Here is a 21,000-nt window from a genome sequence, read left to right on the forward strand (position 1 = left end):
GCTGTTCTACACGCTGGCTTTTTTAATAGATGAACGCCGAATAGGTAATGTGCAGCATCTGAACGAGCCGCCAGATTTAATAATTTCAGAAAAGTCCACTTCAATAACGGTGTACCCGTGAGAGATTAATGCAGCATTTGTTTCTTGGTTGCTTGGCAAGCTGATCACTTTTTTCTGCCCAATGGATAAAACATTTGGTCCAAGTGTGAATTGCTCTTGTTCACTGATTTCAACAAAATGATAATACGTTTTGAGCAGCTGGAGATCCTTTTGCTTGAACGCTTCAGGATAAATGATTATCTCGTCATGAGACAGAATATTCATCACACAATCGAGATGCAAAATGTGAGGAGGAAGGTGAATTGGGATGATGTCGTGATCCGGCAGTTCCTTTTTGAGCTGGTAGATAGCGGCTGGACTAGTTCTTTTGCTCGTGCCAACAAACACACGGTTCTGATCCACAAGCACATCGCCGCCTTCAATCGTTCCGTCTGTCAAGGTGACAGCTGATAACCCGTTTGCCTGTGCCCACTCTTTTAGACATTGTTCTTCTCCTTGCCGAACCGGAGCGGCCATCTTTGAAACAAACAGTGTATGTCCAATCGTAAACCCAATATCCCGAGTGAAGACTTGCTCAGGGAAGCGGTCATTCGCTGGGAGCAGGATGGGCCGTACTTGATGATCTTTAAGCGTTTGGATCAACTCTTTATGCTGAGCGACTGCTTTCATTTGAGAAATATTTTCTTTCGCAAAATGTTTCTGTGTTTCGTTGATAATTTGTTTGATTTCCATATAAATAGGACTGCATAAAAGAACTTCTTCTAAATCGTCGTATTCACTCATGCATTGCGGCATTTTGTATAATTGCTCTGCTCTCATCGAATCCATCAAATGGCCTCCTTGTTCGTTCATAGTTCTATTATTCCTTCTTCTTGTCATGGTTGAAACATTTCCGAAAGAAAATCTCTCACATAAGACTAAAGCAAAAAGTTTAGACAAACCTAAAAGAATAGTGTTTAATAAAAGTCGTTCCGCATCTACGAAAACAGCAAGAAGGAGCTATGATGATGAGTGAAGAAAATTTCAAATACTGCAAGGAATCGAAAGTTGTAAAAACCAGCAGGGTATTCCCTCTCGATACGAATAACCACCAAACGTTATTTGGCGGGAAATTAATGAGCTATATAGATGACATTGCCTCTATCTCGGCAGCAAGACACAGCCGCAGTGAAACGGTCACAGCTTCAATGGATTCTGTTGACTTTTTAGAGCCGATTGGACAAAAGGAGTCCGTATGCTTGGAATCCTATGTCACATGGGTCGGCACGTCTTCTATGGAAGTGTTCGTCAAAGTCATTAAAGAAAATTTGATGTCGGGAGAACGCAGGCTCGCAGCGACTTCATTTCTGACATTTGTCTCATTAGATGAAAACGGAAAGCCTAAACGAGTCCCGCAGGTGATGCCGGAAACAGAAGAAGAGATCATGCTTCATCAAACAGCGAAGCAGCGGGCAGAGGAAAGAAAAAGCCGCCGAAAACATAGTAAGGCGCTTGCTGACGCACTTGGGACAGATAAACCTTGGGCGTAAAAATCACCCTTTAAGCGGTGATTTTTTTCTAGTACGGTATCTTGCATGGCAAGATAGTGTATGGTAAGATGAAGCTATCTTGTGATGCAAGATACTGAAACCGGAGGAACGATTATGACAACATCCACACAAATGCTAAAAGGAATTTTAGAAGGCTGTCTGCTGTCGATTATTTCTGAGGGCGAAATTTATGGGTATGAAATGACGAAGAAGCTCGCGCATTATGGGTTTGATCAAATAAGTGAAGGCAGTATCTATCCGATTTTGCTGCGAATGCAAAAGGAACAGCTGGTGACCACTGTCACAAAAGCTTCAGCAAGCGGACCGAAAAGGAAATACTATACGCTCACACAAGCGGGTGAACTAGCGCTCACAGAGTTTATTGCCCGCTGGGATGAGCTTTCAAATAATGTAAACCGCTTATTACAAAAAGGGAAGTGAGATTATGGTATCAAAAGAAACACGACACATTTTACTAGAGCTGCAACTTTATCTCATATCAAAGGGAAAAAATCAGGATGAGATTGATGAGCTGATGGACGAACTGACCACACATGCGGTTGAGGCTGAAAAAGACGGCAAAACAGGAGAGGATGTGTTCGGCGGAGATCCGCGGAGCTATGCAGATGAACTCTCAAAAGAGCTGTCAGGAAATCATAAAGACTGGGTGCCGTTTGTCAGTGCTTTTTTAATTGGGTCACTTTTTTACATGATGTTAGCAGATGCCATCAGTCAAAGTTTATCGTATTCTTGGTATGCACTCATTGGTTATCCGCTGATTATAGTGTCCAATGTGATCATGACCATTGTGATGTTTAGAGCTTCTGCCTTTCAAACAAGCAGGAGGGCATTCTTTTACTTTTGGATATTAGGTGTTTTTCAGATGACAGCCCTGATCACAGTGAAATTATTGGACCAAAAACTTGGTACACCTTTACTTGTGCTAACATCAAGCCAAAGATGGGGCGTCATTCTTCTTTTGCTGCTGTGTATTGTCTTATTGAATGCCATATTAAAGGCGAATATGGTGTCGCTCATTCCGCTGATCTTCTTCGGACCACAGCTCATATTCGAATTGCTTGGATGGACATCGCCACTGATGCTTCTCTTCACAAGTCTGCTATCCATTGTCATTTTAGTCTTGCTCACGATTGTTTTTTTACGGAAAACAAACAAGAAAAATGAACACTCGATGTAAACTGAGCACATCCGATCCGATGTGCTTTTCTTTTTCTAAAAAAATGTAGAAATGGAATTGTGTTTTTCATTACAATGGGGAGAGGACAAAAATGAAAAGGGGTTCTGTTTTTGGATATCGTATGGGGGTATGTACTCGTTTTTGTATTGGCTGCTTTGCCTTTTTTTGAAGTGATTGGAGTCGTTCCATTCGCAATCTTAAGTGGGCTGCATCCTGTGACAACGGCTGTGATTGGATTTATCGGCAACTTTCTCACAGTCTTGTTTCTCATTTTGTTTGTGGACCGGTTTAAAGCATGGTGGTTAAAGAGAAAAGAAGAGAAAGGTGATGAAAAAGGAGAGAAAAAGCAGCTGCGGGCGAGAAAAATTTGGGAACGATATGGTCTGCCTGGATTAGCGCTCATTGGTCCTTTTATCATCGGCAGTCATTTAGCGGCCTTGATGTGCATGAGCTTTGGAACGAAAAGAAAGCAAGTCGCGGTGTGGATGACCGTCAGCTTAATGATGTGGACAGCGCTGGCTGCAAGTTTAACCGGTGCGGGCTTCCATTACTTTGCCCCAGATTCAAATGGGTTGTTCGGAGATATTTTTAGCAAGTAAAAAAAGGGAGGATCATCAATGACAATTCAAACAAGAACAGTATTTGAAACAGAGCGCCTGAAACTGAGAACGATGAATGAACATGATGCGTCATTTTTATATGACGAGCTGTTTCAAGACGAAGAAGTGATGAAGTATTATCCTTCTTTGAAGGATGAACAGCAGACAAAAGAATGGATTGCATGGAATCAAAAAAATGACCGCACGTACCACACCTCGCTATGGATCATTGAAGATAAAGAAACAAATGAACGACTTGGACAAAGCGGAATTGTTCTGCAAAACATTGAAGGGCAAACCGAACTTGAGATCGGCTATATGCTAAAGAAAGCGGCGTGGGGGAATGGCTATGCTGCGGAGGCTGCAAAAGGCTGTCTTACCTATGGATTTGAAGAAATGAAGGTCAGACGGATGATCAGCTTAATACGTCCTGAGAATGAAGCGTCGGTGAAGGTTGCTTTAAAGATGGGAATGAAAAAAGAAAAAACCATTTCAAAATGGGACCAAATCATTGATGTATACAGCATCACCCGTAACGGAGAAAACGGCTCGCTTACCGAATAAGCAGAGCCGTTTTCTCTTTTATGCACGTTGTTCTAACTGAAGCAGATATTTCTTTCGTTCAATTCCCCCGCCGTAGCCTCCAAGTTCACCACTTGTTTGAATCACGCGGTGGCAAGGAATGATAATCGCCAATTGATTCGCACCATTTGCATTACCAATTGCACGAACCAAATGCGGATCGCCCAGTATTGTGGCTAGATCACGATAGGATCTCGTTTCGCCTGCTGGAATGAGTGAGAGCTGCTCCCACACCTTCATTTGAAAAGGGGTGCCATGTAAGGAAAGGGGTACAGTAAACTTTGTCAGCTTTTTCTCAAAATATAAGGCCAATTCCTTTGCTAATTGCTGATGGACGTTTGTTTCTCCAACTAAAATACGGGCATGATGCTTCTTTCTTAATGTTTCAATTTCTTTTTCGAGACCCCGCCTGTCCATAAACTCCAGTAAATACACATGTGTGGCATCTGTCACGCTGATCATCCGCCCGATCGGTGTGGAAATAAAATTAGCATAGAGAATATGAATCTGCGCTTTTTTAGGGGGATTTCCCATGATTTTCGTAAATGCATCATTGAAGGCGCTTGAAGATTCATAGCCGAAGGTGACCTGCTGATCGATTACTTTTTTTCCGTTCAAAATTTCTTTAAAGGCAAGTCCCATTCGGCGTGATCTTGCATATTGAACAAAGGTCATGCCGTAAATGTCTTTAAATTTTCTTCGAGCTGTGGCAGAGTGAATCCCTAATTGACGGAAGTCCTCTTCTTTCCAGCGTTTCTCAGGATTTTTTTCTACTGCTGAAACGAGTGTTTTGACTTCTTCAGGAATGCTGTTAGGGTATGTTAACGGTGTGCAGCGTTTGCATGGGCGATACCCTGCCAGCAGTGCCTCCTCCGCTGTAAAGAAAAACTCACAGTTTTCATATTTTGGCTTTCTGGCCGTACATGTGGCATGACAGAAGATGCCGGTTGTCTTAATACAGGCAAAGAATGTGCCGTCATATTGCGGATTCTTGTCAACAAGTGCTTGATAAAATTCATGTTTTTGTTCATCGGTCATCATCATATGAATCCACCTCTTGATTTTCTATAAAATGTTTTTCAGCATTCTAAAGTTGATCGTTCATCACATCAATCTTATTTCATTATATCAGCGATGTGATCGTTGCCGTACCCGCGCTTTAATGAAACTTCTTTCTCGTATGCAAGCATGATAAATATGTCGATCTCCTCCTGTTTTAGTTCATATACTTTAGCTGCTTCTGTTTCATTTCTTCATAAAATGCTTCAACTTCTTGTTCGTAAAGTACGGTCTCCATGTCCTTGTATTTACGCTTGATCGTCAATGTCATAAAAAATAAATGGATTGTCATATATGCTCATTTCCCTTCAGTCCGCAGCACGCGAAACAGCCCGTAAATCTTCTTGATCAGTTAACCTGTTTCTAACACTTAGTATACGGGGGCCCCATAAAAATTCTTTCGAAAAATGAACAAGTATATTTGGCAGAGGAAAGCAAAGTGATAGACCAGTATTTAGGGGTGTGATACAATTTTGACACAGAATCTGCTCTAAGTCAGATCTGCTTATCATGAATTGGTTTTCTAGGGTTCCGTGCGGGTGGCGCAGTCTGGACCGAGAGAAAACACATAGGGTCTAGACAATAGACCGTATGACACGGAGGGATAAAAGCCCGGGAGATTTGATCAAACGATCGATTTCCAGGCTTTTTTTTGTTGGTTGGAATCGTTCAGAAAGGAAGGGATCTAATGAAATGGGGAAATGTCTTGATTGCGGCGGTCTTTGAAGTCGGCTGGGTGATGGGATTGAAATATGCTGACTCTTTATTGGAATGGGCCGCAACCATCGTTTGTATTGTCGTCAGCTTTTATTTACTCCTGAGAGCTACGACTGTACTGCCAGTTGGCACACTTTATGCCGTTTTTACCGGACTTGGGACAGCAGGTACTGTCATAGTAGGTATGGTCATGGGGGAGCCGGTACAGCTAGTGAAATTACTTTTAATCATGGTGCTTTTAAGCGGTGTATTAGGGCTCAAACTGACAACAGGAGAAAAGAAAGGAGAGACTGAATCATGAGCTGGCTTTTACTCATTGGGGCAGGCATTTTAGAAATGCTTTGTGTCACCATGATGAATCAATTCCAGAAAGACCGGCATGTCAAATGGATTTTATTTATTGCAGCTGGATTTTCGCTGTCCTTTCTCATGCTCTCTCTTGCGATGAATACAATTCCGATGGGAACGGCGTACGCCATTTGGACAGGTATTGGAGCTGCTGGAGGAGCCATTGTCGGCATGCTGTTTTATGGTGAGTCGAAAGACGCAAAACGTATTTTCTTTATCGCATTGATTTTATCTGCGGCGGTCGGGTTAAAGATTATTGAATAAGAAAAGGGCTGGCATCTGTCTGCCAGCCTTTTTTATTACATCGAATGATGATTGGAATCGTTTTCATTTTTGCGGTAAAGCTGACTCACAAGCAGAAAACAGACACCAAATGTGAGCAAAGGAATGAGTCTTTCACCGGTCATAAATAGATAAATACCTGTGATCAGACATATGATGCCGACCCAAAAGCTCACTTTACCAAACAAAGTCATGCTTTTCATCTCCATCACTCCTTTTGTGATAAAAGGTCTACTCACATTATATCATGCTAGGTGCAGAATTGAATGAATATTCAATAAAAAATGGACTCTTCATTGCTTTTTCTCTTTCCAGTCCAGTATAATATTTCATTAGAATGAAAACGTAAATGAGGTCATGAAACATGAGAACATTGATTACAGAGAAACTTGAATTACACAGACAAAAGCACGAGCAAAAAGGCAGACTGCTTGTCAGTTGCCCGGATCAGCCTGGTATTGTATCAGCTGTTTCTTCCTTTTTATTTGAGCACGGAGCGAACATCATTGAATCCAGCCAATATACAACAGATCATGAAAGCGGCCGGTTCTTTTTAAGAATTGAATTTGATTGGAAAGACATTTCGGCCAACTTAGATCAGTTGAAAAATAGCTTTGAGCCAATTGCCGCATCATTTCAAATGACATGGAGCATGTCACGTGCAAGTGATCTGAAAAAGCTGGCGATCTTTGTATCGAAAGAGCTTCATTGTTTAAATGAACTTCTATGGGAATGGCAAAGCGGAAATTTAATGGCTGAAATCGCAGTTGTGATCAGCAATCATGAAACGGCAAAGGATACGGTCGAAGCACTCGGCATCCCATTCCATTTTGTGAAGGCGAATAAAGACATTCGTCAAGAGGCAGAAAAACAGCAGCTTGCTCTATTAGAAAAGTACGACATTGATGCCGTTGTGCTTGCTCGATACATGCAAATTTTAACGCCTAAATTTATTGAAGAGCATCCGAATAAAATCATTAATATTCATCATTCCTTCCTGCCAGCGTTTATTGGTGCAAACCCATACAAGCGGGCATATGAGCGGGGAGTCAAATTAATTGGTGCGACTTCTCATTATGTGACCAATGATTTAGACGAAGGACCGATCATTGAACAAGATATTGAGCGTGTAGATCACCGGGATGATGCGGAAGCTCTAAAAAATATTGGCCGGACAATTGAGCGCAGTGTGCTTGCACGTGCTGTCAAATGGCACTTGGAAGATCGAATTATTGTTCATGAGAATAAAACGATTGTCTTTAATTGACCGCTTGACTTTTCTTTAGCAATTGGTGATAATATAAAAAAATTAACGAGCGTTGAAAAGGAATAGTAAGCAGGAACTGATGCGTAAAGAGAGCAAATGATATGCTGAAACATTTGCCGCAGACAGCTGCTGAACCTGCCCTTTGAGCCTTAGAGGAAAAATCTAAGCGCGTGCCTGGCGTTACAGGAGTTGAGTGGAATAAGCATGTCGCATGCTTATTCAATGAAGGTGGTACCACGGAAAATCCCTTTTCGTCCTTTACATAAGGAGAAAAAGGGATTTTTTTGTGCCTAAAGGTATAGCGGAGGGAATCAAGGATGAAAAAGCAAAGGATCGTCATAAAAATTGGCAGCAGTTCATTAACAGAGCAAAAAGGAGCGATTGATGAACAAAAGATGCAGGATCATGTAAGAGCCATAGCAAAGCTCAAAGAAGCAGGGCATGAAATCATTTTAATTTCATCAGGAGCCGTTGCGGCAGGATTTGGAAGCCTAGGCTATCCATCAAGACCTGTGACCTTAAAGGGGAAACAGGCAGCCGCTGCCGTTGGTCAGGGCTTGTTAATGCAAAAATATACAGAGCTTTTTTCACAGTTTCAGATGACACCTGCTCAAATGCTTTTAACACGTAATGACTTTTCAGATCGAACAAGATATCGAAATGCTTACGCAACGATGATGGAGCTGCTGGAAAGAAAGATTTTGCCGATCATAAACGAAAATGATTCAGTTTCCATCGAGGAGCTTACCTTTGGGGATAATGACATGCTGTCAGCTCTTGTCAGTGGATTAATCCATGCAGACCAATTGATCATATTAACAGACATCAATGGCATTTATGATGCAAATCCAAATGAGCATCCTGAGGCGAAGCGGTTTGATGTCCTGACTCACATTTCAGAAGAATTGTTTTCATATGCAAAGAGCACTGGTTCAAAGGTTGGAACAGGCGGAATGAAATCGAAGCTGTCTGCTGCACAAACGGCACTTTCACTTGGTGTGAAAGTCTTCATTGGTACAGGCACTGGGGAAGACAAACTGCTTCGCATTCTTGCGGGTCAAGGTGACGGAACGTATATCGGTGAACAGGATTTATCAGCTGTGAACAACCGCCGTCAATGGATTCAATTCCACTCACCGGTCTCTGGAAAGATCATGATTGATGCAGGAGCGGAAGCGGCGATTTTGCATAATGGCAGAAGTCTTCTTCCGGCAGGAGTCATTGATGTCGCTGGTGACTTTTCTAAAGGAGAGGTTGTAGAAGTCGTCGGGCCAAACGGATTAGTTGGTAAGGGACAAACCTTGTACGCATCCGATGAGCTTCTTGGCATTAAAGGAATGCGAAGTGACGAGCTTTCAAAAGAGAAGCCTGAGGTCATACACCGAGATCACTGGGTACAGCATGTACAAAACTGAGGAGGGAATACGATGAATGAAGTTCTTGAAAAAGCAAAAAAAGCAAGTGTAGCTAAAGATCAGTTGCTTCTAAAAACGACGGAACAAAAAAATGCTGCCCTGCACGCCATAGCAAGTGCACTAAAAGCATCTTCAGCTTATTTAATAGAGGAGAACCAAAAGGATGTTCAAGCGGCTGAGGAAAAGCAGTTCACGCCATCTGTCATTGACCGGATCACACTCACGGAAGAGAGAATTGAAGCCATTGCAGACGCAACCCTTCAACTCATTCAGCTAAAAGACCCAATTGGTGAAACGTTAGAAACCATTCAAAAAGAAAACGGTCTATTCATCGAAAAGGTCCGTGTACCGCTTGGAACGGTTGGTATGATTTATGAAGCAAGACCAAATGTGACAGTCGATGCTGCGACCCTTTGCTTGAAAACTGGCAATGCTGTGATTCTGCGCGGAAGCTCATCTGCTATTCATAGTAATAAAGCGATTGTAAAGGTGATTCATGAAGCGCTTCATACGACGGATATTCCAGTAGACAGTGTGCAATTGATTGAAGATACGGGCCGTGAAACGGCGAAAACACTGTTCACCTTAAATGAATACCTCGATGTCCTCATTCCGCGCGGCGGGAAGAATTTAATTGATCTTGTAGTGAGAGAGTCAACTGTGCCGGTGCTTGAGACAGGTGCGGGAAATTGTCATATCTACATTGATGAAACAGCGAAAAACGAAATGGCTGAGCGGATTGTGCTGAATGCCAAAACCCAAAGACCATCTGTTTGTAATGCGATTGAGAGCATTGTCATTCATGAAACTTGGGCAAAAACATACGGTGCTTCGTTATTTGAAGCCCTTCAATCAAATGGGGTAGAAATACGCGGTGATGAAGCTGTTTGCGCGCTTGCTCCTAGTGCTGCATTAGCGACAACTGAGGACTATGCAACGGAGTTTTTAGCACCGATTGTCAGCATTAAAATAGTAAAAAACATAGAAGAAGCGATTCAGCATATTCAAACTTATAGCTCTAAGCACTCTGAAGCGATCATTACGGAAAATGATGAACATGCAGCCCTTTTCTTAACAGCTGTCGATGCTGCCGCTGTTTATCATAATGCTTCTACTCGTTTCACAGATGGATTTGAATTTGGTTATGGAGCGGAAATAGGTATTAGTACACAAAAACTTCATGCAAGAGGACCAATGGGTCTGCCAGCCTTAACGTCTGAAAAATTTGTCATTCGTGGTCAAGGACAAATAAGAGAATAACGAATTCAAAAGAGAGTCTTGTGACAACAGGCTCTCTTTTTCCTTTCATTTTTGTATTTCTCCGGTCAAGTATGATAAAATATGGTAATGTTTTATATTTTGAGAAGATTGGAGAAGGCAACGTATGGCGAAAATCATTCCCTCTTCGGATATTGGAGTGAAAATCAACAAGTGGTATGAATTAATCCGCAGATTTGATTCAGAACAAGCAGAACAGTTAAAACAGGAAATTCGCACCTCTCTTGATTCAATGGAAGAAGATCAGAATTTGCTTCTCTATTTTTCTTTAATGGAATTTCGGCATGAGGTCATGCTCGATTATTTAAAGCCATTAAAGGAAGGAAAGCTTCGCGCCAACTTTTCCGAGCTTTCGAAAGAAATAGATGAGCATCAAACGCATGTCACAGGCATGCTTGAATACTACTATCATTTTTTCAGAGGCATGTATGAATTCGGACGGAGGGAGTATATTGCTGCCATATCGTCTTATCAAAAGGCAGAGCACAAGCTTTCTTTTGTATCAGATGATATTGAACGTGCGGAATTTCATTTTAAAATGTCAGAAATATATTACCACATGAAACAAACGCATATCTCGATGCACCATGCTAAACTAGCGCTGGATGTTTATGTTCAGCATGAACTGTATGCGCTTCGCACCATTCAGTGTCAATTTATTGTGGCCGGTAACTACGATGATATGAGAAGGCATGAAAAAGCATTACCACATCTCGAAAGAGCACTTGCGAGATCAAGAGAGTTTCAGAATGTGCGTTTTATTGCCTCCTCTTTATTTAATATGGGCAACAGTTATTACCGAATGGGAGACTTAGGCCGCGCACTCGAATTAATGAAAGAATCCATCTCGTTATTTGATCAAAATCAATCCGATCATCTTCGTCGATCTATAGACCCTCTTTATACAGCCGCTCAGATATTATACAAACAAGGAAAACACGAAGAAGCATTACACTACAGAGAAGAATGTATGAAGCGAGCAGAAGCTCTTCAAGATGACATTCATATTCAGAAAACCATATTTCTAGAAGCATTGTATTTAAGACAAGATGCGGAGCATATGAAACAAATTTTCCATTTTTTAGAGTCTGCCTATGCATATCCTGATATAGAGGAGCTGGCATTAGATACCGCAAAGTATTATAATGAAATGGGGGATTATGAAAAATCTTCCATGTTCTATGGGGAAGCGGAACATGCGCGAATCTATATTCAGAGAGGGGATTGTTTATATGAATTTTAAAAAATGGGCAGTCGTCTGTACAAGCATCACCATCATGGCATTGTGGCTGGCAGCAGCAAATGCCGATCCAGATAACAGAAACCATACGCTAGAACAACCGAATCCACAGCATGACACGATCTAAAAGCCCTTGTTAAAGGGCTTTTTTTATGTCTAACAATTTTGGGACATGCTCATAAAAAGGGTTCAGGGAGGAAAACTTAAAAAAGAGTATTTATTGATTGACTCCGCAATTTAAATTGTGTACAATTCAATTGTAGAAAATATTATTGGAGAGAAAGAGGGTTATATTCATGTCAGACGTTTTATTTACAGCAACGGTATCAGCTGTCGGAGGAAGAGAAGGAAAGGTTGTTTCAACAGATGGTGTACTTGAGCATGATGTAGCAATGCCTGGAACACCAAGAGCAAAAAAACTTGAAAAAGCAACAAACCCAGAGCAATTATTCGCAGCAGGCTACTCTGCATGTTTTGATTCTGCCCTTCAAATGGTAGCAAGACAAGAGCGTATCCGTTTTGAAAGTGAAGTAACAGCACATGTCAGCTTATTAAAAGACAGTTCAGATGGCGGCTTCAAACTAGGCGTTCAATTAGAAGTAAAGGGAACTGGCATTGAGCAGTCAGTATTAGAAGAACTTGTTCATAAAGCACACGGTGTATGTCCATATTCAAAAGCAACTCAAGGAAATATCGAAGTAGAACTAGTAGCTGTCGCACAATAATTAGACATCAATAAAAGGCTGAGGGGATCGTTCCCTCAGCCTTTTGGTTGTGTTAAATTTTGCAAAAGCTCATGTAAAGAGGCGCGCAGTATTTTTAGCTCTTCTTCTGATCTGCCTGTCCCAGTCAGCATGTGAGACGGAATTGCAGTAGCCTTTTCCTTTAGCTGTTCTCCATATTCCGTTAAACGAATTTGCACAGACCGCTCATCCTCTTTCGAGCGTTCTCGGATAATGAGTCCGTTTTGCTCCATTCGTTTCAGCATGGGTGTGAGTGTACCGGAGTCTAAATAGAGAAGCTCTCCCATCGTTTTCACATTTAATGTTCCATGCTCCCACAATAAAAGCAGTGCCAAATATTGCGGATACGTAATGTTTAATTCTTCTAATAACGGTTTATACTGCTTCGTCATCTCTCGTGAACTTGCATATAACAAGAAACAAAGCTGATTTTCCAGCTTCATATGTTCAAATTCATTTGTCATGTCAGTCACCAACTATTTTTTGTCATACTTATCATTGTATAAGATTTTCTTCCTTTTTAAAATAAATACAGACGAAAAATGAAAAATTGTTCAATGTGCGATAAATGTTTGAGAAATGAATAGAACGTGAAAAGGATCAATAGATAAAGGAGGAGATGAAGATGAAACCATTATTCACAGCAAAAGTAAAGGCGCAGCATGGAAGAGCTGGACATGTTCGTTCAGAAGATGGTGTGCTCGATCATAACATTGTCATGCCTAACGCAAAGAAAGATGGAGAGACTGGTACAAACCCAGAGCAATTATTTGCAGCAGGCTATGCAGCTTGTTTCGGAGGAGCACTTGAACAGGTAGCCAAGAAGCAAGGGATAGAAATTGAATCGGAAGTAGAAGGACATGTCAGTCTTTTAAAAGATGAAAGCGACGGCGGCTTTAAGCTTGGCGTAAAGCTGATTGTGTCTGCGAAAGGTCATGATCATGACAAAGTGAAAGAGCTTGTCCATGCTGCACATGAATTCTGTCCATATTCAAAAGCAACAAGAGGGAACATTGAAGTAGAGCTTGAAGTGGCGAAGTAATAGTAGAAGACAAAGGGCTAAAATAAAAACCATTTTAGCCCTTTGTCAACAATTCGCAACACCTGCTTACGAGCAGGTGTCTTTTTTTAATATTCTTTCTTTTTATCGTATGCTTCCCATGCTTCAAATGGCGCAAGGGTTTTTTGAGGTGTCAGCTTGTAAAATGGTATATTTCTTGATTCGTATTCTTTGTTGATTTCTTCATAAATAAACGAGTCATCAAAACCAGCATCCGCTGCATCCTGATGTCCAGCAGCAAAATACACCGCTTTTGGTCTAGCCCAGTAAATAGCGCCAAGGCACATCGGACAAGGCTCGCAGCTTGTGTATAGAGTGCAATCTTCTAATTGGTATGTATGTAGAGTTTGGCATGCATTTCGAATGGCTGTGACTTCTGCATGTGCGGTAGGGTCATTACTCGTTGTCACATTGTTGCTTCCCTCTGCAATAATCTGACCATCCTTGACAATGACTGCTCCAAAAGGGCCGCCAGTTCCACTATTGACTCCTTCTACTGCAAGATCAATTGCGCGTTGTAAAAAATCTTCGTGATTCATTGTCTTCCTCCCTTTGTTCGACTGACTTCTCTAGTATAAACGAATCATGCTAGAAAAGAAATCTTCATAGTAGAAGATCGAACAGGCCAATTTGCACATAAAAAACCCCTGCCACGTTCAGCAGGGGAGAGGTATTCAATTATGCGTGCTGCGCCAGCTTTTTACGAGCGACTTGAGCAGCTGTGACCATGTTTTTCAAAGCAGCAATGGTTTCAGGCTCTTGTCTAGTTTTTAGACCGCAATCCGGATTCACCCAGAAGCGATCTGTTGGACAAACGTTCAGCGCATCATCAATGATTTCGCTCATTTCTTCAACAGATGGAACGCGCGGGCTATGGATGTCATAAACGCCTAGTCCAAGTCCTTTCAAATACGGGTGCTTTTCTAAGTAATCGAGGAATCCGCCATGACTGCGTGAATGTTCAATTGTAATCACGTCAGCATCCAAGTCTTCGATCGTATCGACAATATCCTCGAAGTTACTGTAGCACATATGTGTATGAATTTGTGTGTCATTTTGAACGGATGATGTGGATAAACGGAATGACTCTGCTGCCCAGTTTAAATATTCTGCCCAATCACTTTCTTTGAGCGGAAGTCCTTCTCTTAGCGCAGGCTCATCCACTTGGATCACTTGAATACCAGCTGCCTCTAAAGCTTCTACCTCTTTACGCAAAGCGAAAGCGATTTGGAAAGCAATGTCTTTTCGAGAGATATCCGTTCTTGGGAAAGACCAGTTTAAGATGGTAACAGGTCCTGTCAGCATTCCTTTAACTTTTTTCTCTGTTAAACTTTGTGCGTAAACTGTCTCTTTCACTGTCATTGGCTCTATAAACTCTACATCTCCATAAATGATTGGCGGCTTCACGCAGCGTGATCCATAGGATTGTACCCAAGCAAATTTTGTAAAGGCAAATCCGGCTAGCTTTTCACCGAAGTATTCAACCATGTCTGTCCGTTCAAATTCTCCATGTACGAGCACATCCAGGCCAATTTCTTCTTGAATATCAATCCATCGTTTTGTTTCTTTCTTAATAAATTCATCATACTCTGCATCTGTCCACTCATTTTTGCGCCACTTTTGACGAGCACTGCGTACTTCGGCAGACTGCGGGAAGCTGCCAATTGTTGTGGTTGGAAGAAGCGGGAGCTCAAGAGATTCGTTTTGGATACGCAGGCGTTCTTCAAAGGCAACTGGACGTTTAAAATCTTTCGATGAAAGATTGTTGCGTTCCGCTGTGAGATCCGCATTTGTTCCTTTTGCGAACTCTTTTAAGGTAAGAAGTGCTTGTGCTGCTTCGTTAATGTCGGCATCAATGGCAGCTGCTCCTTTTGTTAAACCTTCTTTTAATAATGTCAATTCAGCCAGCTTTTCAGTGGCATAAGATAGTCCGTTTAATAGTTTTTCTTCAAGCTGTTCACTTGGGTGCTTGGCAACTGGTACATGCAGTAAGCTGCTTGATGGCTGCAGCCATACTTCTTTCGGCTGAGCCTCAGCAATGACTTCAGAAATAAAGGATAATCTTTCCCCAAGATCTGATCTCCAAATATTTCTTCCATCAATGATGCCAGCTGCTAAAATTTTATCTTTCGGGAAGCCGTGCTTTTTCACTTGATCCAGGTTGCGCCCTTGATCATGGACAAAATCAAGACCGATTGCTTCAACAGGATATGTGACAAGCTTTTCATACGCATCTACTGAATCAAAGTAGGTTTGAAGAAGAATGTTCAAGCCAGGTACGGCTTCTTTGATCGTTTGATAAATTTCTTTTACGGATTTTACGTCTTCACTTGAAGCTGTGACAAGTGCAGGTTCATCAATTTGAACCCATTTGACGCCGGCTTCTTCAAGTTCTTTTAAAAGCTGCGTATAAAGCGGCACTAGACGCTGCTGGATTTCTTTCACTTCATTTGCTTCATAACCTTTAGAAAGTGAGACAAATGTATAAAGACCAAGTACAACCGGTTTTGTTTCAACACCAAATGCCTTTTTCACCTTTTCGTAAGCTTCAAGCGGTTTGTTGTGTGTGAGTTTAAATTCTGTGCTTTTTTCGTATTCTGGAACGATGTAGTGATAGTTTGTATTAAACCATTTTGTCATTTCACTTGAGACGGCATCTTTTGTCCCTCTTGCCATCGCGAAGTATGTATCTAGCGGGTCTTTTAAGCTGCGGAAGCGCTCTGGAATCCAATTGAACATAACAGCAGTATCCAGTACGTGATCATAGAAGGTAAAGTCTCCAGAAGGTACAACATCAATTTGTTGATCGATTTGTGTTTTAATGGCAGTTAAAAATTGTTCATCCAGTGTGCTTAAGAGGGTTTCGCGGTCTGTTTGACCTTTCCAGTAAGACTCAAGTGCTTTTTTCCATTCTCTGTTTAAACCAATTCGCGGAAAGCCTAGATTACTTGTTTTAACAATTGTCAATTCCAATTCCTCCTCTAAATATAAAAAGACATTTACGCTCATGATCAAGATTGATGAGGTAAATGTCTGGTTTAAAAGACAAAATGTGTGTGCGAAATAAGGCGTGAGTAACACTGACGCTTTTCCGACATCTCCTATCAACCGTAGGGGGTTTGATGTGATAGAGCGGCTGGTATCCTGGCTGGTGAATCTACAAGCTTTTCATCCTTCCCATCTTAATGACAGTGGATTACTGAGAAAAGCTCTCCTCACTCACAGTGGCGGGACCGCGCCGGATTTACACCGGTCTTCCCAATTAAAATTCGACGTGTAATCGAATTACCGACTCTCAAACTATGAATTTATTGTGTTCGATTATATAACGTTCACTTCATTTCGTCAAAGTAAATTTTGAATAATTTTAATTAAAAAAATCCTGAGAAAATTCTTACTTTTCTCAGGACCTCTATTTAAGCTATAGAGATAAAAGATCTGCTTCCAATGTTTTTTCTAAAAGGACATCAGGCGCAGTTAAATATAAAAATCCATTCCCTACAAGGGCTTTCGACTGTTTTAATGGAAGGGTTCTTCTGACAAGCTGAGCATAGATCTCAGGCTCTGTCAGCTTGCGCTGGAACGCTTCTTCTTCGGCATTTTTAATAATGGCTAGTGCACCGCTTACGTGAGGGGCAGCCATTGAAGTCCCTGTGAGTCTGCCATATTTATGGTTAGGGAGAGTGGATAAAATGTCTTCTCCTGGAGCGACGAGGTCGATTTCTTTATTGGCATTAGAAAATTCAGAGGATTCTCTAGCAAGGGAAACAGAACCGACGGCAATGACTTCATTGTATGCTGCTGGGTAGGAGAACTCTTCCGTACGCTCGTCCCCGTCCCCTTCATTTCCTGCTGCGCACACAACAAGCACACCGCTTTTCACCGCATTTTGAATGGCTTCCTGCAGGGCTGGCTCATTGCTTGGACCACCGAGAGACATGGAGATAATATCAACCTTCTGCTCTGCAGCATAGTTGATGCCATCAATGATCCATTCGTATTTTCCGCTGCCATTTTCACCGCCAAGAACTTTCACGATGAGCAGCTTGGCTTCAGGGGCAACCCCTAAAATTCCGCCATTTTGATCTGTTGCGGCAATCGTTCCTGCTACATGGGTACCATGCCCATTGTAGTCTTTGACATTTTCAGCATCTCCATCGTCATCATCGGTAAAGTTCTTTCCTCCGATAATCTGATCTTTTAAGTCGGGATGCTCTGTGTCACAGCCTGTATCAAGGACAGCAATGGTTATGCCTTTTCCTTTGAAGCCACTTGACCAAAGTTCGGGTGCTTTAATCTCCTGAATACTTTCCGGCGTCTCTTTCGCTTCCATCACATTGGCTTTTACTTCATACGGAATTAAGCGAATTTCACCTTTCATAAGAAAGCCCTCCTTATTTTGTTTTCAAAGTAGATTCAGGCTGCATAATGTTATTGTATAAAAGAAACTTTTGATCGGAAAGGGTCAATTGTAATAATTTTTCAAATAATCATTCTATTATCAAAAGTGCAGTTCTCCTCACTTATTGACGAAAGAGCTCACCTTTTGAAGAAAACTCTTGATATCATATGAAAAAGAAGGAAATGCTGCATAGTGAGGTTGCACCTGTACAGATGAAAATGGGTGAATAGAACTAAAATAGGCAGATTGAAAAAGAATCAATAGATGAAAGAAGAGAAGAAAATAGATAAACCATGAGAGCAGAATATTGCTTTTCAATGATAATTTTATAAAGAATAAGAAATGTAAAAAGTATTTGACATTTAAGGGACTAATGCTATGATTATAAATGTAAAGAATATTTGACATTTTATTTGAAAGGGGACTAAAGATTGGATTACGTAAAGGTTGTCTATTCAGTTATAATATTATTGATCGGATTGTTCATTTTGATCACTTCGATGATTCAAAAGGGTGATGAACGAAAGAGATTTATTTACTCGAAAGCTCAATCTTATGCGTTTATTGTGGTTTTCGGTATGCTTTTATTAGAAGTCGCACAGAATATCTTTCTAACGATTCAAGGGAACTCAAATCAGGGCATTGGGATTTCACCTATCGCGTTCCTGTCTGTGGTTTCAATAATATATGTATTCACATTCCTCATTTACAGAAAAAAATATGGTGATTAAATGCAGAATCATATTAGAGAGCTAAGAAAATCTAATAAATTGTCTCAAGAAGAATTAGCTAAACTTTGTAAGGTGTCGAGACAAACCATAAATGCGATCGAAAATGATAAATATGACCCCACTTTGCAATTAGCTTTTGACATAGCTTTTGTTTTAGGAACTTCAGTAGATCAGCTCTTTGTCAGCAGACCTATAAAAAAGTAAACAGGCCTCAAGATGAGGTCTTTTTTTGAGTGGTTAGCCGTTTTATTTTCCTTTCAATTGATGTGCGGTTACTGTGTTAAAAAACAACTTCATTCAATATATTTCTTCTTTTATGAAAAAATAGATGTGAAGATTGTGACTGTTCCAAATGAGAAAGGCAACATATAATAATGGAAAGACAAGCTTGCCTTTCAGATAGGAGAGATAGAGATGAACAAAGGGAAGATACTCGTAGTCGAAGATGAAAAGAAAATCGCAAGGGTGCTGTCACTTGAACTTGAATATGAAGGATATGAGGTGACAGTCAAAGAGACAGGAATGGCCGGCCTTCAGGCTCTTGAAGAAGACAGCTTCGATTTGGTGCTGCTTGACGTCATGCTTCCAGAGTTAAGTGGTCTTGAAGTGCTGAGAAGGGTTCGAAAGACAAATACAGCGACACCTATTATTTTGATTACAGCAAGGGGGAGTGTCCCTGATAAAGTAAGCGGGCTCGATCTTGGGGCGAATGATTATATAACAAAACCTTTTGACATAGAAGAATTATTAGCACGAATTCGCGCGCAGCTAAGACTGAATATACATGCACAAGAAGAAAAGGAGACAGAGCTGAGCATAGCAGATTTAACGGTCAACGAGAAAACAAGAGAAATACAAAGGGCTGGGCAAATGCTTGAACTCACGCCGAGAGAATATGATCTGCTTGTCCACTTACTGAACCATCAGCAGCAAGTGCTCACAAGAGATCAGCTTTTAACAGCGGTTTGGGGTTTTGATTATTTTGGTGATACAAACGTGGTTGATGTCTATATCCGTTATTTAAGGAAAAAAATCGATTACCCATTCGAAAAACAGCTGATTCACACAGTGAGAGGTGTGGGTTATGTGATGAAAGGATAAAGAATGAGATTAAAAAATAAGATTCAGCTTTATACGTCGTTGTCTTTGTTTTTAATGGTGCTCTTGTTTCATACAGCCATTTATTTTATTTTTTCGATGACCTTGACGCAAAAAGATATGTCCCGTTTGTCTGAGGTGGCTGAAAATATTGCCATTGCTTTAAAAAAATCAGAGGAAGAGGGTCTTCCGTCCTCGGAGCTGCTGAAGGCGTACCTGCCTCAAAATGGCATGATCCGTGTCGTGACAGAATCGGAAGAGTCAAAACTGACTGTCACAAAGGAATCAACGTTTAGCTCACTGCCTTTTACATACGAATCTGGCCAGACGGCTGAAATCAAAGAATACAATAAGCATATGGTTGCGTTCGCTGCTATTCCGGTCATTTGGACAAATGGTGAGATTATGTCGCTTCAAGTATATGAAGAAATCGAAAATACGGAAGAGAACTTAGCGTTATTAAAAATGATTTTAATCACAACCGGCGTTTTGTTTATTGTGCTTTCCTATTTTGCTGGCCACGTGTTAACAAAGCAAATTGTCCGGCCGATTAGCAGAATAACGAGTACCATGAAGGCAAGTATGAAAGAGAAGGCGTTTAAACGAATTGAATTAACAGGCGATTCAAAGGATGAACTATATCAAATGGGACAAACCTTTAATGAAATGTCCGAGATTCTCGAGAAGCATTATGAAAAAGAACAGCAATTTTTGCATGATGCCTCTCATGAATTAAAGACTCCGATTACCGTCATTATGAGCTACAGCAATTTACTAAAACGCTGGGGGCAAACACGTCCAGAGGTTGTAGAAGAATCTTCCCAAGCGATTCATGATGAAGCGAAAAAAATGAAAAGACTGACAGATCAATTACTGACATTGGCGAAAAACGGTCAGCCGTTATACTTGGATATGAAGCCGGTTGATCTTGGTCATTTGTGCAAGCAGCTATGTCATACACTTGAAGTGGCCACCAATCGAACGATCCAATTCCATGTGCAGACAGATCAGCCGCTGATCGCAGAAGGAGACGAAGAGAAAATCAAACAGCTTTTGACCATCTTAATTGATAATGCGGTCAAATATAGTAGAGAGCCAGTTGATGTGACCTGCGGATGGGCAGGAGACAAGCCGTTTATTTCAGTGATTGATCAAGGAATCGGTATAAAAGAAGAGGATCTGCCGAAAATCTTTGACCGCTTTTTCCGTGTGGATGAAGCGAGAAACAGCGAGACGGGCGGAACCGGTCTTGGTCTTTCAATTGCGAAGCAAATTGCAGAAGAACATGGGGCCGAGCTGAAGGTAGACAGCCGTATCGGCGAAGGGACAGCCATGACCATTCTTTTTCAGAAATGAATGGGTCTTTTCTCATCAATTTCTCATTTCCTCCTT

25 protein-coding genes, 2 riboswitches and 1 other annotated feature are annotated in these 21,000 nt (G+C 41.2%); of the genes, 17 read left to right on the forward strand and 8 right to left on the reverse strand.

Annotated features, from left to right (window positions below; all coding sequences use genetic code 11):
- Positions 1-6: 6 nt before the first annotated feature.
- On the reverse strand, positions 7-888 hold the full coding sequence (locus tag ACN6NB_RS06050; RefSeq protein ID WP_064498354.1) for a dimethylarginine dimethylaminohydrolase family protein: 882 nt from the start codon (positions 886-888) through the stop codon (positions 7-9).
- A 179-nt stretch (positions 889-1,067) separates the two neighbouring features.
- Between ACN6NB_RS06050 and ACN6NB_RS06055 the strand changes: the two genes are divergently transcribed.
- The 5 genes from ACN6NB_RS06055 to ACN6NB_RS06075 all read left to right on the forward strand — a co-directional run bounded on the left by ACN6NB_RS06055 (position 1,068) and on the right by ACN6NB_RS06075 (position 3,950).
- The gene (locus tag ACN6NB_RS06055; protein ID WP_008346212.1) at positions 1,068-1,589 is read left to right on the forward strand and encodes an acyl-CoA thioesterase; all 522 of its coding nucleotides are present in this window, start codon (positions 1,068-1,070) and stop codon (positions 1,587-1,589) included.
- 114 nt (positions 1,590-1,703) lie between these two features.
- Positions 1,704-2,030 carry a PadR family transcriptional regulator gene (locus ACN6NB_RS06060; protein ID WP_058838949.1) on the forward strand — a complete coding sequence of 109 codons (327 nt, stop codon included), beginning with the start codon at positions 1,704-1,706 and terminating at the stop codon, positions 2,028-2,030.
- A 4-nt stretch (positions 2,031-2,034) separates the two neighbouring features.
- On the forward strand, positions 2,035-2,787 hold the full coding sequence (locus ACN6NB_RS06065; RefSeq protein ID WP_144491153.1) for an HAAS domain-containing protein: 753 nt from the start codon (positions 2,035-2,037) through the stop codon (positions 2,785-2,787).
- A 110-nt stretch (positions 2,788-2,897) separates the two neighbouring features.
- The gene (locus ACN6NB_RS06070; protein ID WP_059376883.1) at positions 2,898-3,386 is read left to right on the forward strand and encodes a small multi-drug export protein; all 489 of its coding nucleotides are present in this window, start codon (positions 2,898-2,900) and stop codon (positions 3,384-3,386) included.
- Positions 3,387-3,404: 18 nt separating this feature from the next.
- Positions 3,405-3,950 carry a GNAT family N-acetyltransferase gene (locus ACN6NB_RS06075; RefSeq protein WP_064498356.1) on the forward strand — a complete coding sequence of 182 codons (546 nt, stop codon included), beginning with the start codon at positions 3,405-3,407 and terminating at the stop codon, positions 3,948-3,950.
- An 18-nt stretch (positions 3,951-3,968) separates the two neighbouring features.
- On the opposite strand, the gene ACN6NB_RS06080 is transcribed toward ACN6NB_RS06075, so the two are convergent.
- Together ACN6NB_RS06080 and ACN6NB_RS06085 are read right to left on the reverse strand one after the other, a co-directional pair.
- A complete protein-coding gene (locus ACN6NB_RS06080) occupies positions 3,969-5,012 on the reverse strand; it encodes a bifunctional transcriptional activator/DNA repair enzyme AdaA (RefSeq protein ID WP_144491154.1) in 1,044 nt (347 codons plus the stop codon).
- Between the two features lie 172 nt (positions 5,013-5,184).
- Positions 5,185-5,319 carry a YrzI family small protein gene (locus ACN6NB_RS06085; protein WP_073204910.1) on the reverse strand — a complete coding sequence of 45 codons (135 nt, stop codon included), beginning with the start codon at positions 5,317-5,319 and terminating at the stop codon, positions 5,185-5,187.
- A gap of 220 nt (positions 5,320-5,539) precedes the next feature.
- Positions 5,540-5,648, forward strand: a riboswitch (guanidine-I (ykkC/yxkD leader).
- Between the two features lie 67 nt (positions 5,649-5,715).
- On the opposite strand from ACN6NB_RS06085, the gene ACN6NB_RS06090 reads away from it, so the two are divergent.
- Together ACN6NB_RS06090 and ACN6NB_RS06095 are read left to right on the forward strand one after the other, a co-directional pair.
- Entirely contained in the window at positions 5,716-6,045 is a 330-nt protein-coding gene (locus ACN6NB_RS06090) for a DMT family transporter (RefSeq protein WP_144491155.1), read from the forward strand.
- Complete coding sequence (locus tag ACN6NB_RS06095) at positions 6,042-6,356, forward strand: DMT family transporter (RefSeq protein WP_024424636.1); 315 nt, start codon at positions 6,042-6,044, stop codon at positions 6,354-6,356. The genes ACN6NB_RS06090 and ACN6NB_RS06095 overlap by 4 nt, the downstream gene beginning before the upstream one ends.
- Before the next feature lie 35 nt (positions 6,357-6,391).
- Here the strand turns inward: ACN6NB_RS06095 and ACN6NB_RS06100 are convergent, their stop codons facing one another.
- Complete coding sequence (locus ACN6NB_RS06100; protein WP_126681736.1) at positions 6,392-6,577, reverse strand: hypothetical protein; 186 nt, start codon at positions 6,575-6,577, stop codon at positions 6,392-6,394.
- 161 nt (positions 6,578-6,738) lie between these two features.
- Between ACN6NB_RS06100 and purU the strand changes: the two genes are divergently transcribed.
- From purU to ACN6NB_RS06130, 6 genes are all read left to right on the forward strand, one after another.
- Entirely contained in the window at positions 6,739-7,641 is a 903-nt protein-coding gene (purU, locus tag ACN6NB_RS06105; RefSeq protein ID WP_039178002.1) for a formyltetrahydrofolate deformylase, read from the forward strand.
- Between the two features lie 43 nt (positions 7,642-7,684).
- Positions 7,685-7,903 (forward strand) — a binding site (T-box leader).
- 55 nt (positions 7,904-7,958) lie between these two features.
- Entirely contained in the window at positions 7,959-9,056 is a 1,098-nt protein-coding gene (gene proB / locus ACN6NB_RS06110; protein ID WP_039178004.1) for a glutamate 5-kinase, read from the forward strand.
- Positions 9,057-9,068: 12 nt separating this feature from the next.
- Positions 9,069-10,316: a glutamate-5-semialdehyde dehydrogenase gene (locus ACN6NB_RS06115; RefSeq protein ID WP_058838956.1), complete on the forward strand. Its 1,248-nt coding sequence runs from the start codon at positions 9,069-9,071 to the stop codon at positions 10,314-10,316.
- 124 nt (positions 10,317-10,440) lie between these two features.
- A complete protein-coding gene (locus ACN6NB_RS06120; protein ID WP_058838957.1) occupies positions 10,441-11,577 on the forward strand; it encodes a Rap family tetratricopeptide repeat protein in 1,137 nt (378 codons plus the stop codon).
- On the forward strand, positions 11,567-11,701 hold the full coding sequence (locus tag ACN6NB_RS06125; protein ID WP_024424642.1) for a hypothetical protein: 135 nt from the start codon (positions 11,567-11,569) through the stop codon (positions 11,699-11,701). The genes ACN6NB_RS06120 and ACN6NB_RS06125 overlap by 11 nt, the downstream gene beginning before the upstream one ends.
- Before the next feature lie 169 nt (positions 11,702-11,870).
- Complete coding sequence (locus ACN6NB_RS06130) at positions 11,871-12,299, forward strand: organic hydroperoxide resistance protein (protein ID WP_039178010.1); 429 nt, start codon at positions 11,871-11,873, stop codon at positions 12,297-12,299.
- A 35-nt stretch (positions 12,300-12,334) separates the two neighbouring features.
- Here the strand turns inward: ACN6NB_RS06130 and ACN6NB_RS06135 are convergent, their stop codons facing one another.
- Complete coding sequence (locus ACN6NB_RS06135) at positions 12,335-12,781, reverse strand: MarR family winged helix-turn-helix transcriptional regulator (protein WP_039178012.1); 447 nt, start codon at positions 12,779-12,781, stop codon at positions 12,335-12,337.
- 161 nt (positions 12,782-12,942) lie between these two features.
- On the opposite strand from ACN6NB_RS06135, the gene ohrB reads away from it, so the two are divergent.
- Positions 12,943-13,359 (forward strand): organic hydroperoxide resistance protein OhrB, encoded by a 417-nt coding sequence (ohrB, locus tag ACN6NB_RS06140; protein ID WP_039178014.1) that lies wholly within the window; start codon positions 12,943-12,945, stop codon positions 13,357-13,359.
- An 86-nt stretch (positions 13,360-13,445) separates the two neighbouring features.
- Here the strand turns inward: ohrB and guaD are convergent, their stop codons facing one another.
- The 3 genes from guaD to ACN6NB_RS06155 all read right to left on the reverse strand — a co-directional run bounded on the left by guaD (position 13,446) and on the right by ACN6NB_RS06155 (position 17,758).
- Positions 13,446-13,916, reverse strand: coding sequence for a guanine deaminase (gene guaD, locus ACN6NB_RS06145; protein ID WP_039178016.1), 471 nt, complete (start codon positions 13,914-13,916; stop codon positions 13,446-13,448).
- Positions 13,917-14,055: 139 nt separating this feature from the next.
- Positions 14,056-16,344 (reverse strand): 5-methyltetrahydropteroyltriglutamate--homocysteine S-methyltransferase, encoded by a 2,289-nt coding sequence (gene metE / locus ACN6NB_RS06150; RefSeq protein WP_474253273.1) that lies wholly within the window; start codon positions 16,342-16,344, stop codon positions 14,056-14,058.
- A gap of 150 nt (positions 16,345-16,494) precedes the next feature.
- Positions 16,495-16,686: riboswitch (cobalamin riboswitch) on the reverse strand.
- Positions 16,687-16,798: 112 nt separating this feature from the next.
- Positions 16,799-17,758, reverse strand: a complete 960-nt coding sequence (locus tag ACN6NB_RS06155) for a S8 family peptidase (protein WP_039178019.1) — start codon at positions 17,756-17,758, stop codon at positions 16,799-16,801.
- 752 nt (positions 17,759-18,510) lie between these two features.
- Here ACN6NB_RS06155 and ACN6NB_RS06160 point away from each other — a divergent pair.
- The 3 genes from ACN6NB_RS06160 to ACN6NB_RS06170 all read left to right on the forward strand — a co-directional run bounded on the left by ACN6NB_RS06160 (position 18,511) and on the right by ACN6NB_RS06170 (position 20,964).
- Positions 18,511-18,714, forward strand: coding sequence for a helix-turn-helix transcriptional regulator (locus ACN6NB_RS06160; RefSeq protein ID WP_039178022.1), 204 nt, complete (start codon positions 18,511-18,513; stop codon positions 18,712-18,714).
- Positions 18,715-18,924: 210 nt separating this feature from the next.
- Entirely contained in the window at positions 18,925-19,611 is a 687-nt protein-coding gene (locus ACN6NB_RS06165; protein ID WP_039178024.1) for a response regulator transcription factor, read from the forward strand.
- A 3-nt stretch (positions 19,612-19,614) separates the two neighbouring features.
- Positions 19,615-20,964 (forward strand): sensor histidine kinase, encoded by a 1,350-nt coding sequence (locus ACN6NB_RS06170; protein ID WP_144491157.1) that lies wholly within the window; start codon positions 19,615-19,617, stop codon positions 20,962-20,964.
- The last annotated feature ends 36 nt before the right edge of the window (positions 20,965-21,000 follow it).

The organism is Bacillus sp. 11B20, assembly GCF_056098985.1.

Excerpts from the sequence above, each read along its gene's own strand:
- ACN6NB_RS06050 (WP_064498354.1), bottom strand. The coding sequence starts at position 888 with ATGGATTCGATGAGAGCAGAGCAATTATACAAAATGCCGCAATGCATG.
- ACN6NB_RS06055 (WP_008346212.1), top strand. The coding sequence starts at position 1,068 with ATGAGTGAAGAAAATTTCAAATACTGCAAGGAATCGAAAGTTGTAAAA.
- ACN6NB_RS06060 (WP_058838949.1), top strand. The coding sequence starts at position 1,704 with ATGACAACATCCACACAAATGCTAAAAGGAATTTTAGAAGGCTGTCTG.
- ACN6NB_RS06065 (WP_144491153.1), top strand. The coding sequence starts at position 2,035 with ATGGTATCAAAAGAAACACGACACATTTTACTAGAGCTGCAACTTTAT.
- ACN6NB_RS06075 (WP_064498356.1), top strand. The coding sequence starts at position 3,405 with ATGACAATTCAAACAAGAACAGTATTTGAAACAGAGCGCCTGAAACTG.
- ACN6NB_RS06080 (WP_144491154.1), bottom strand. The coding sequence starts at position 5,012 with ATGATGATGACCGATGAACAAAAACATGAATTTTATCAAGCACTTGTT.
- ACN6NB_RS06085 (WP_073204910.1), bottom strand. The coding sequence starts at position 5,319 with ATGACAATCCATTTATTTTTTATGACATTGACGATCAAGCGTAAATAC.
- ACN6NB_RS06090 (WP_144491155.1), top strand. The coding sequence starts at position 5,716 with ATGAAATGGGGAAATGTCTTGATTGCGGCGGTCTTTGAAGTCGGCTGG.
- ACN6NB_RS06095 (WP_024424636.1), top strand. The coding sequence starts at position 6,042 with ATGAGCTGGCTTTTACTCATTGGGGCAGGCATTTTAGAAATGCTTTGT.
- ACN6NB_RS06100 (WP_126681736.1), bottom strand. The coding sequence starts at position 6,577 with ATGAAAAGCATGACTTTGTTTGGTAAAGTGAGCTTTTGGGTCGGCATC.
- purU (WP_039178002.1), top strand. The coding sequence starts at position 6,739 with ATGAGAACATTGATTACAGAGAAACTTGAATTACACAGACAAAAGCAC.
- proB (WP_039178004.1), top strand. The coding sequence starts at position 7,959 with ATGAAAAAGCAAAGGATCGTCATAAAAATTGGCAGCAGTTCATTAACA.
- ACN6NB_RS06115 (WP_058838956.1), top strand. The coding sequence starts at position 9,069 with ATGAATGAAGTTCTTGAAAAAGCAAAAAAAGCAAGTGTAGCTAAAGAT.
- ACN6NB_RS06120 (WP_058838957.1), top strand. The coding sequence starts at position 10,441 with ATGGCGAAAATCATTCCCTCTTCGGATATTGGAGTGAAAATCAACAAG.
- ACN6NB_RS06125 (WP_024424642.1), top strand. The coding sequence starts at position 11,567 with ATGAATTTTAAAAAATGGGCAGTCGTCTGTACAAGCATCACCATCATG.
- ACN6NB_RS06130 (WP_039178010.1), top strand. The coding sequence starts at position 11,871 with ATGTCAGACGTTTTATTTACAGCAACGGTATCAGCTGTCGGAGGAAGA.
- ACN6NB_RS06135 (WP_039178012.1), bottom strand. The coding sequence starts at position 12,781 with ATGACAAATGAATTTGAACATATGAAGCTGGAAAATCAGCTTTGTTTC.
- ohrB (WP_039178014.1), top strand. The coding sequence starts at position 12,943 with ATGAAACCATTATTCACAGCAAAAGTAAAGGCGCAGCATGGAAGAGCT.
- guaD (WP_039178016.1), bottom strand. The coding sequence starts at position 13,916 with ATGAATCACGAAGATTTTTTACAACGCGCAATTGATCTTGCAGTAGAA.
- ACN6NB_RS06155 (WP_039178019.1), bottom strand. The coding sequence starts at position 17,758 with ATGAAAGGTGAAATTCGCTTAATTCCGTATGAAGTAAAAGCCAATGTG.
- ACN6NB_RS06160 (WP_039178022.1), top strand. The coding sequence starts at position 18,511 with ATGCAGAATCATATTAGAGAGCTAAGAAAATCTAATAAATTGTCTCAA.
- ACN6NB_RS06165 (WP_039178024.1), top strand. The coding sequence starts at position 18,925 with ATGAACAAAGGGAAGATACTCGTAGTCGAAGATGAAAAGAAAATCGCA.
- ACN6NB_RS06170 (WP_144491157.1), top strand. The coding sequence starts at position 19,615 with ATGAGATTAAAAAATAAGATTCAGCTTTATACGTCGTTGTCTTTGTTT.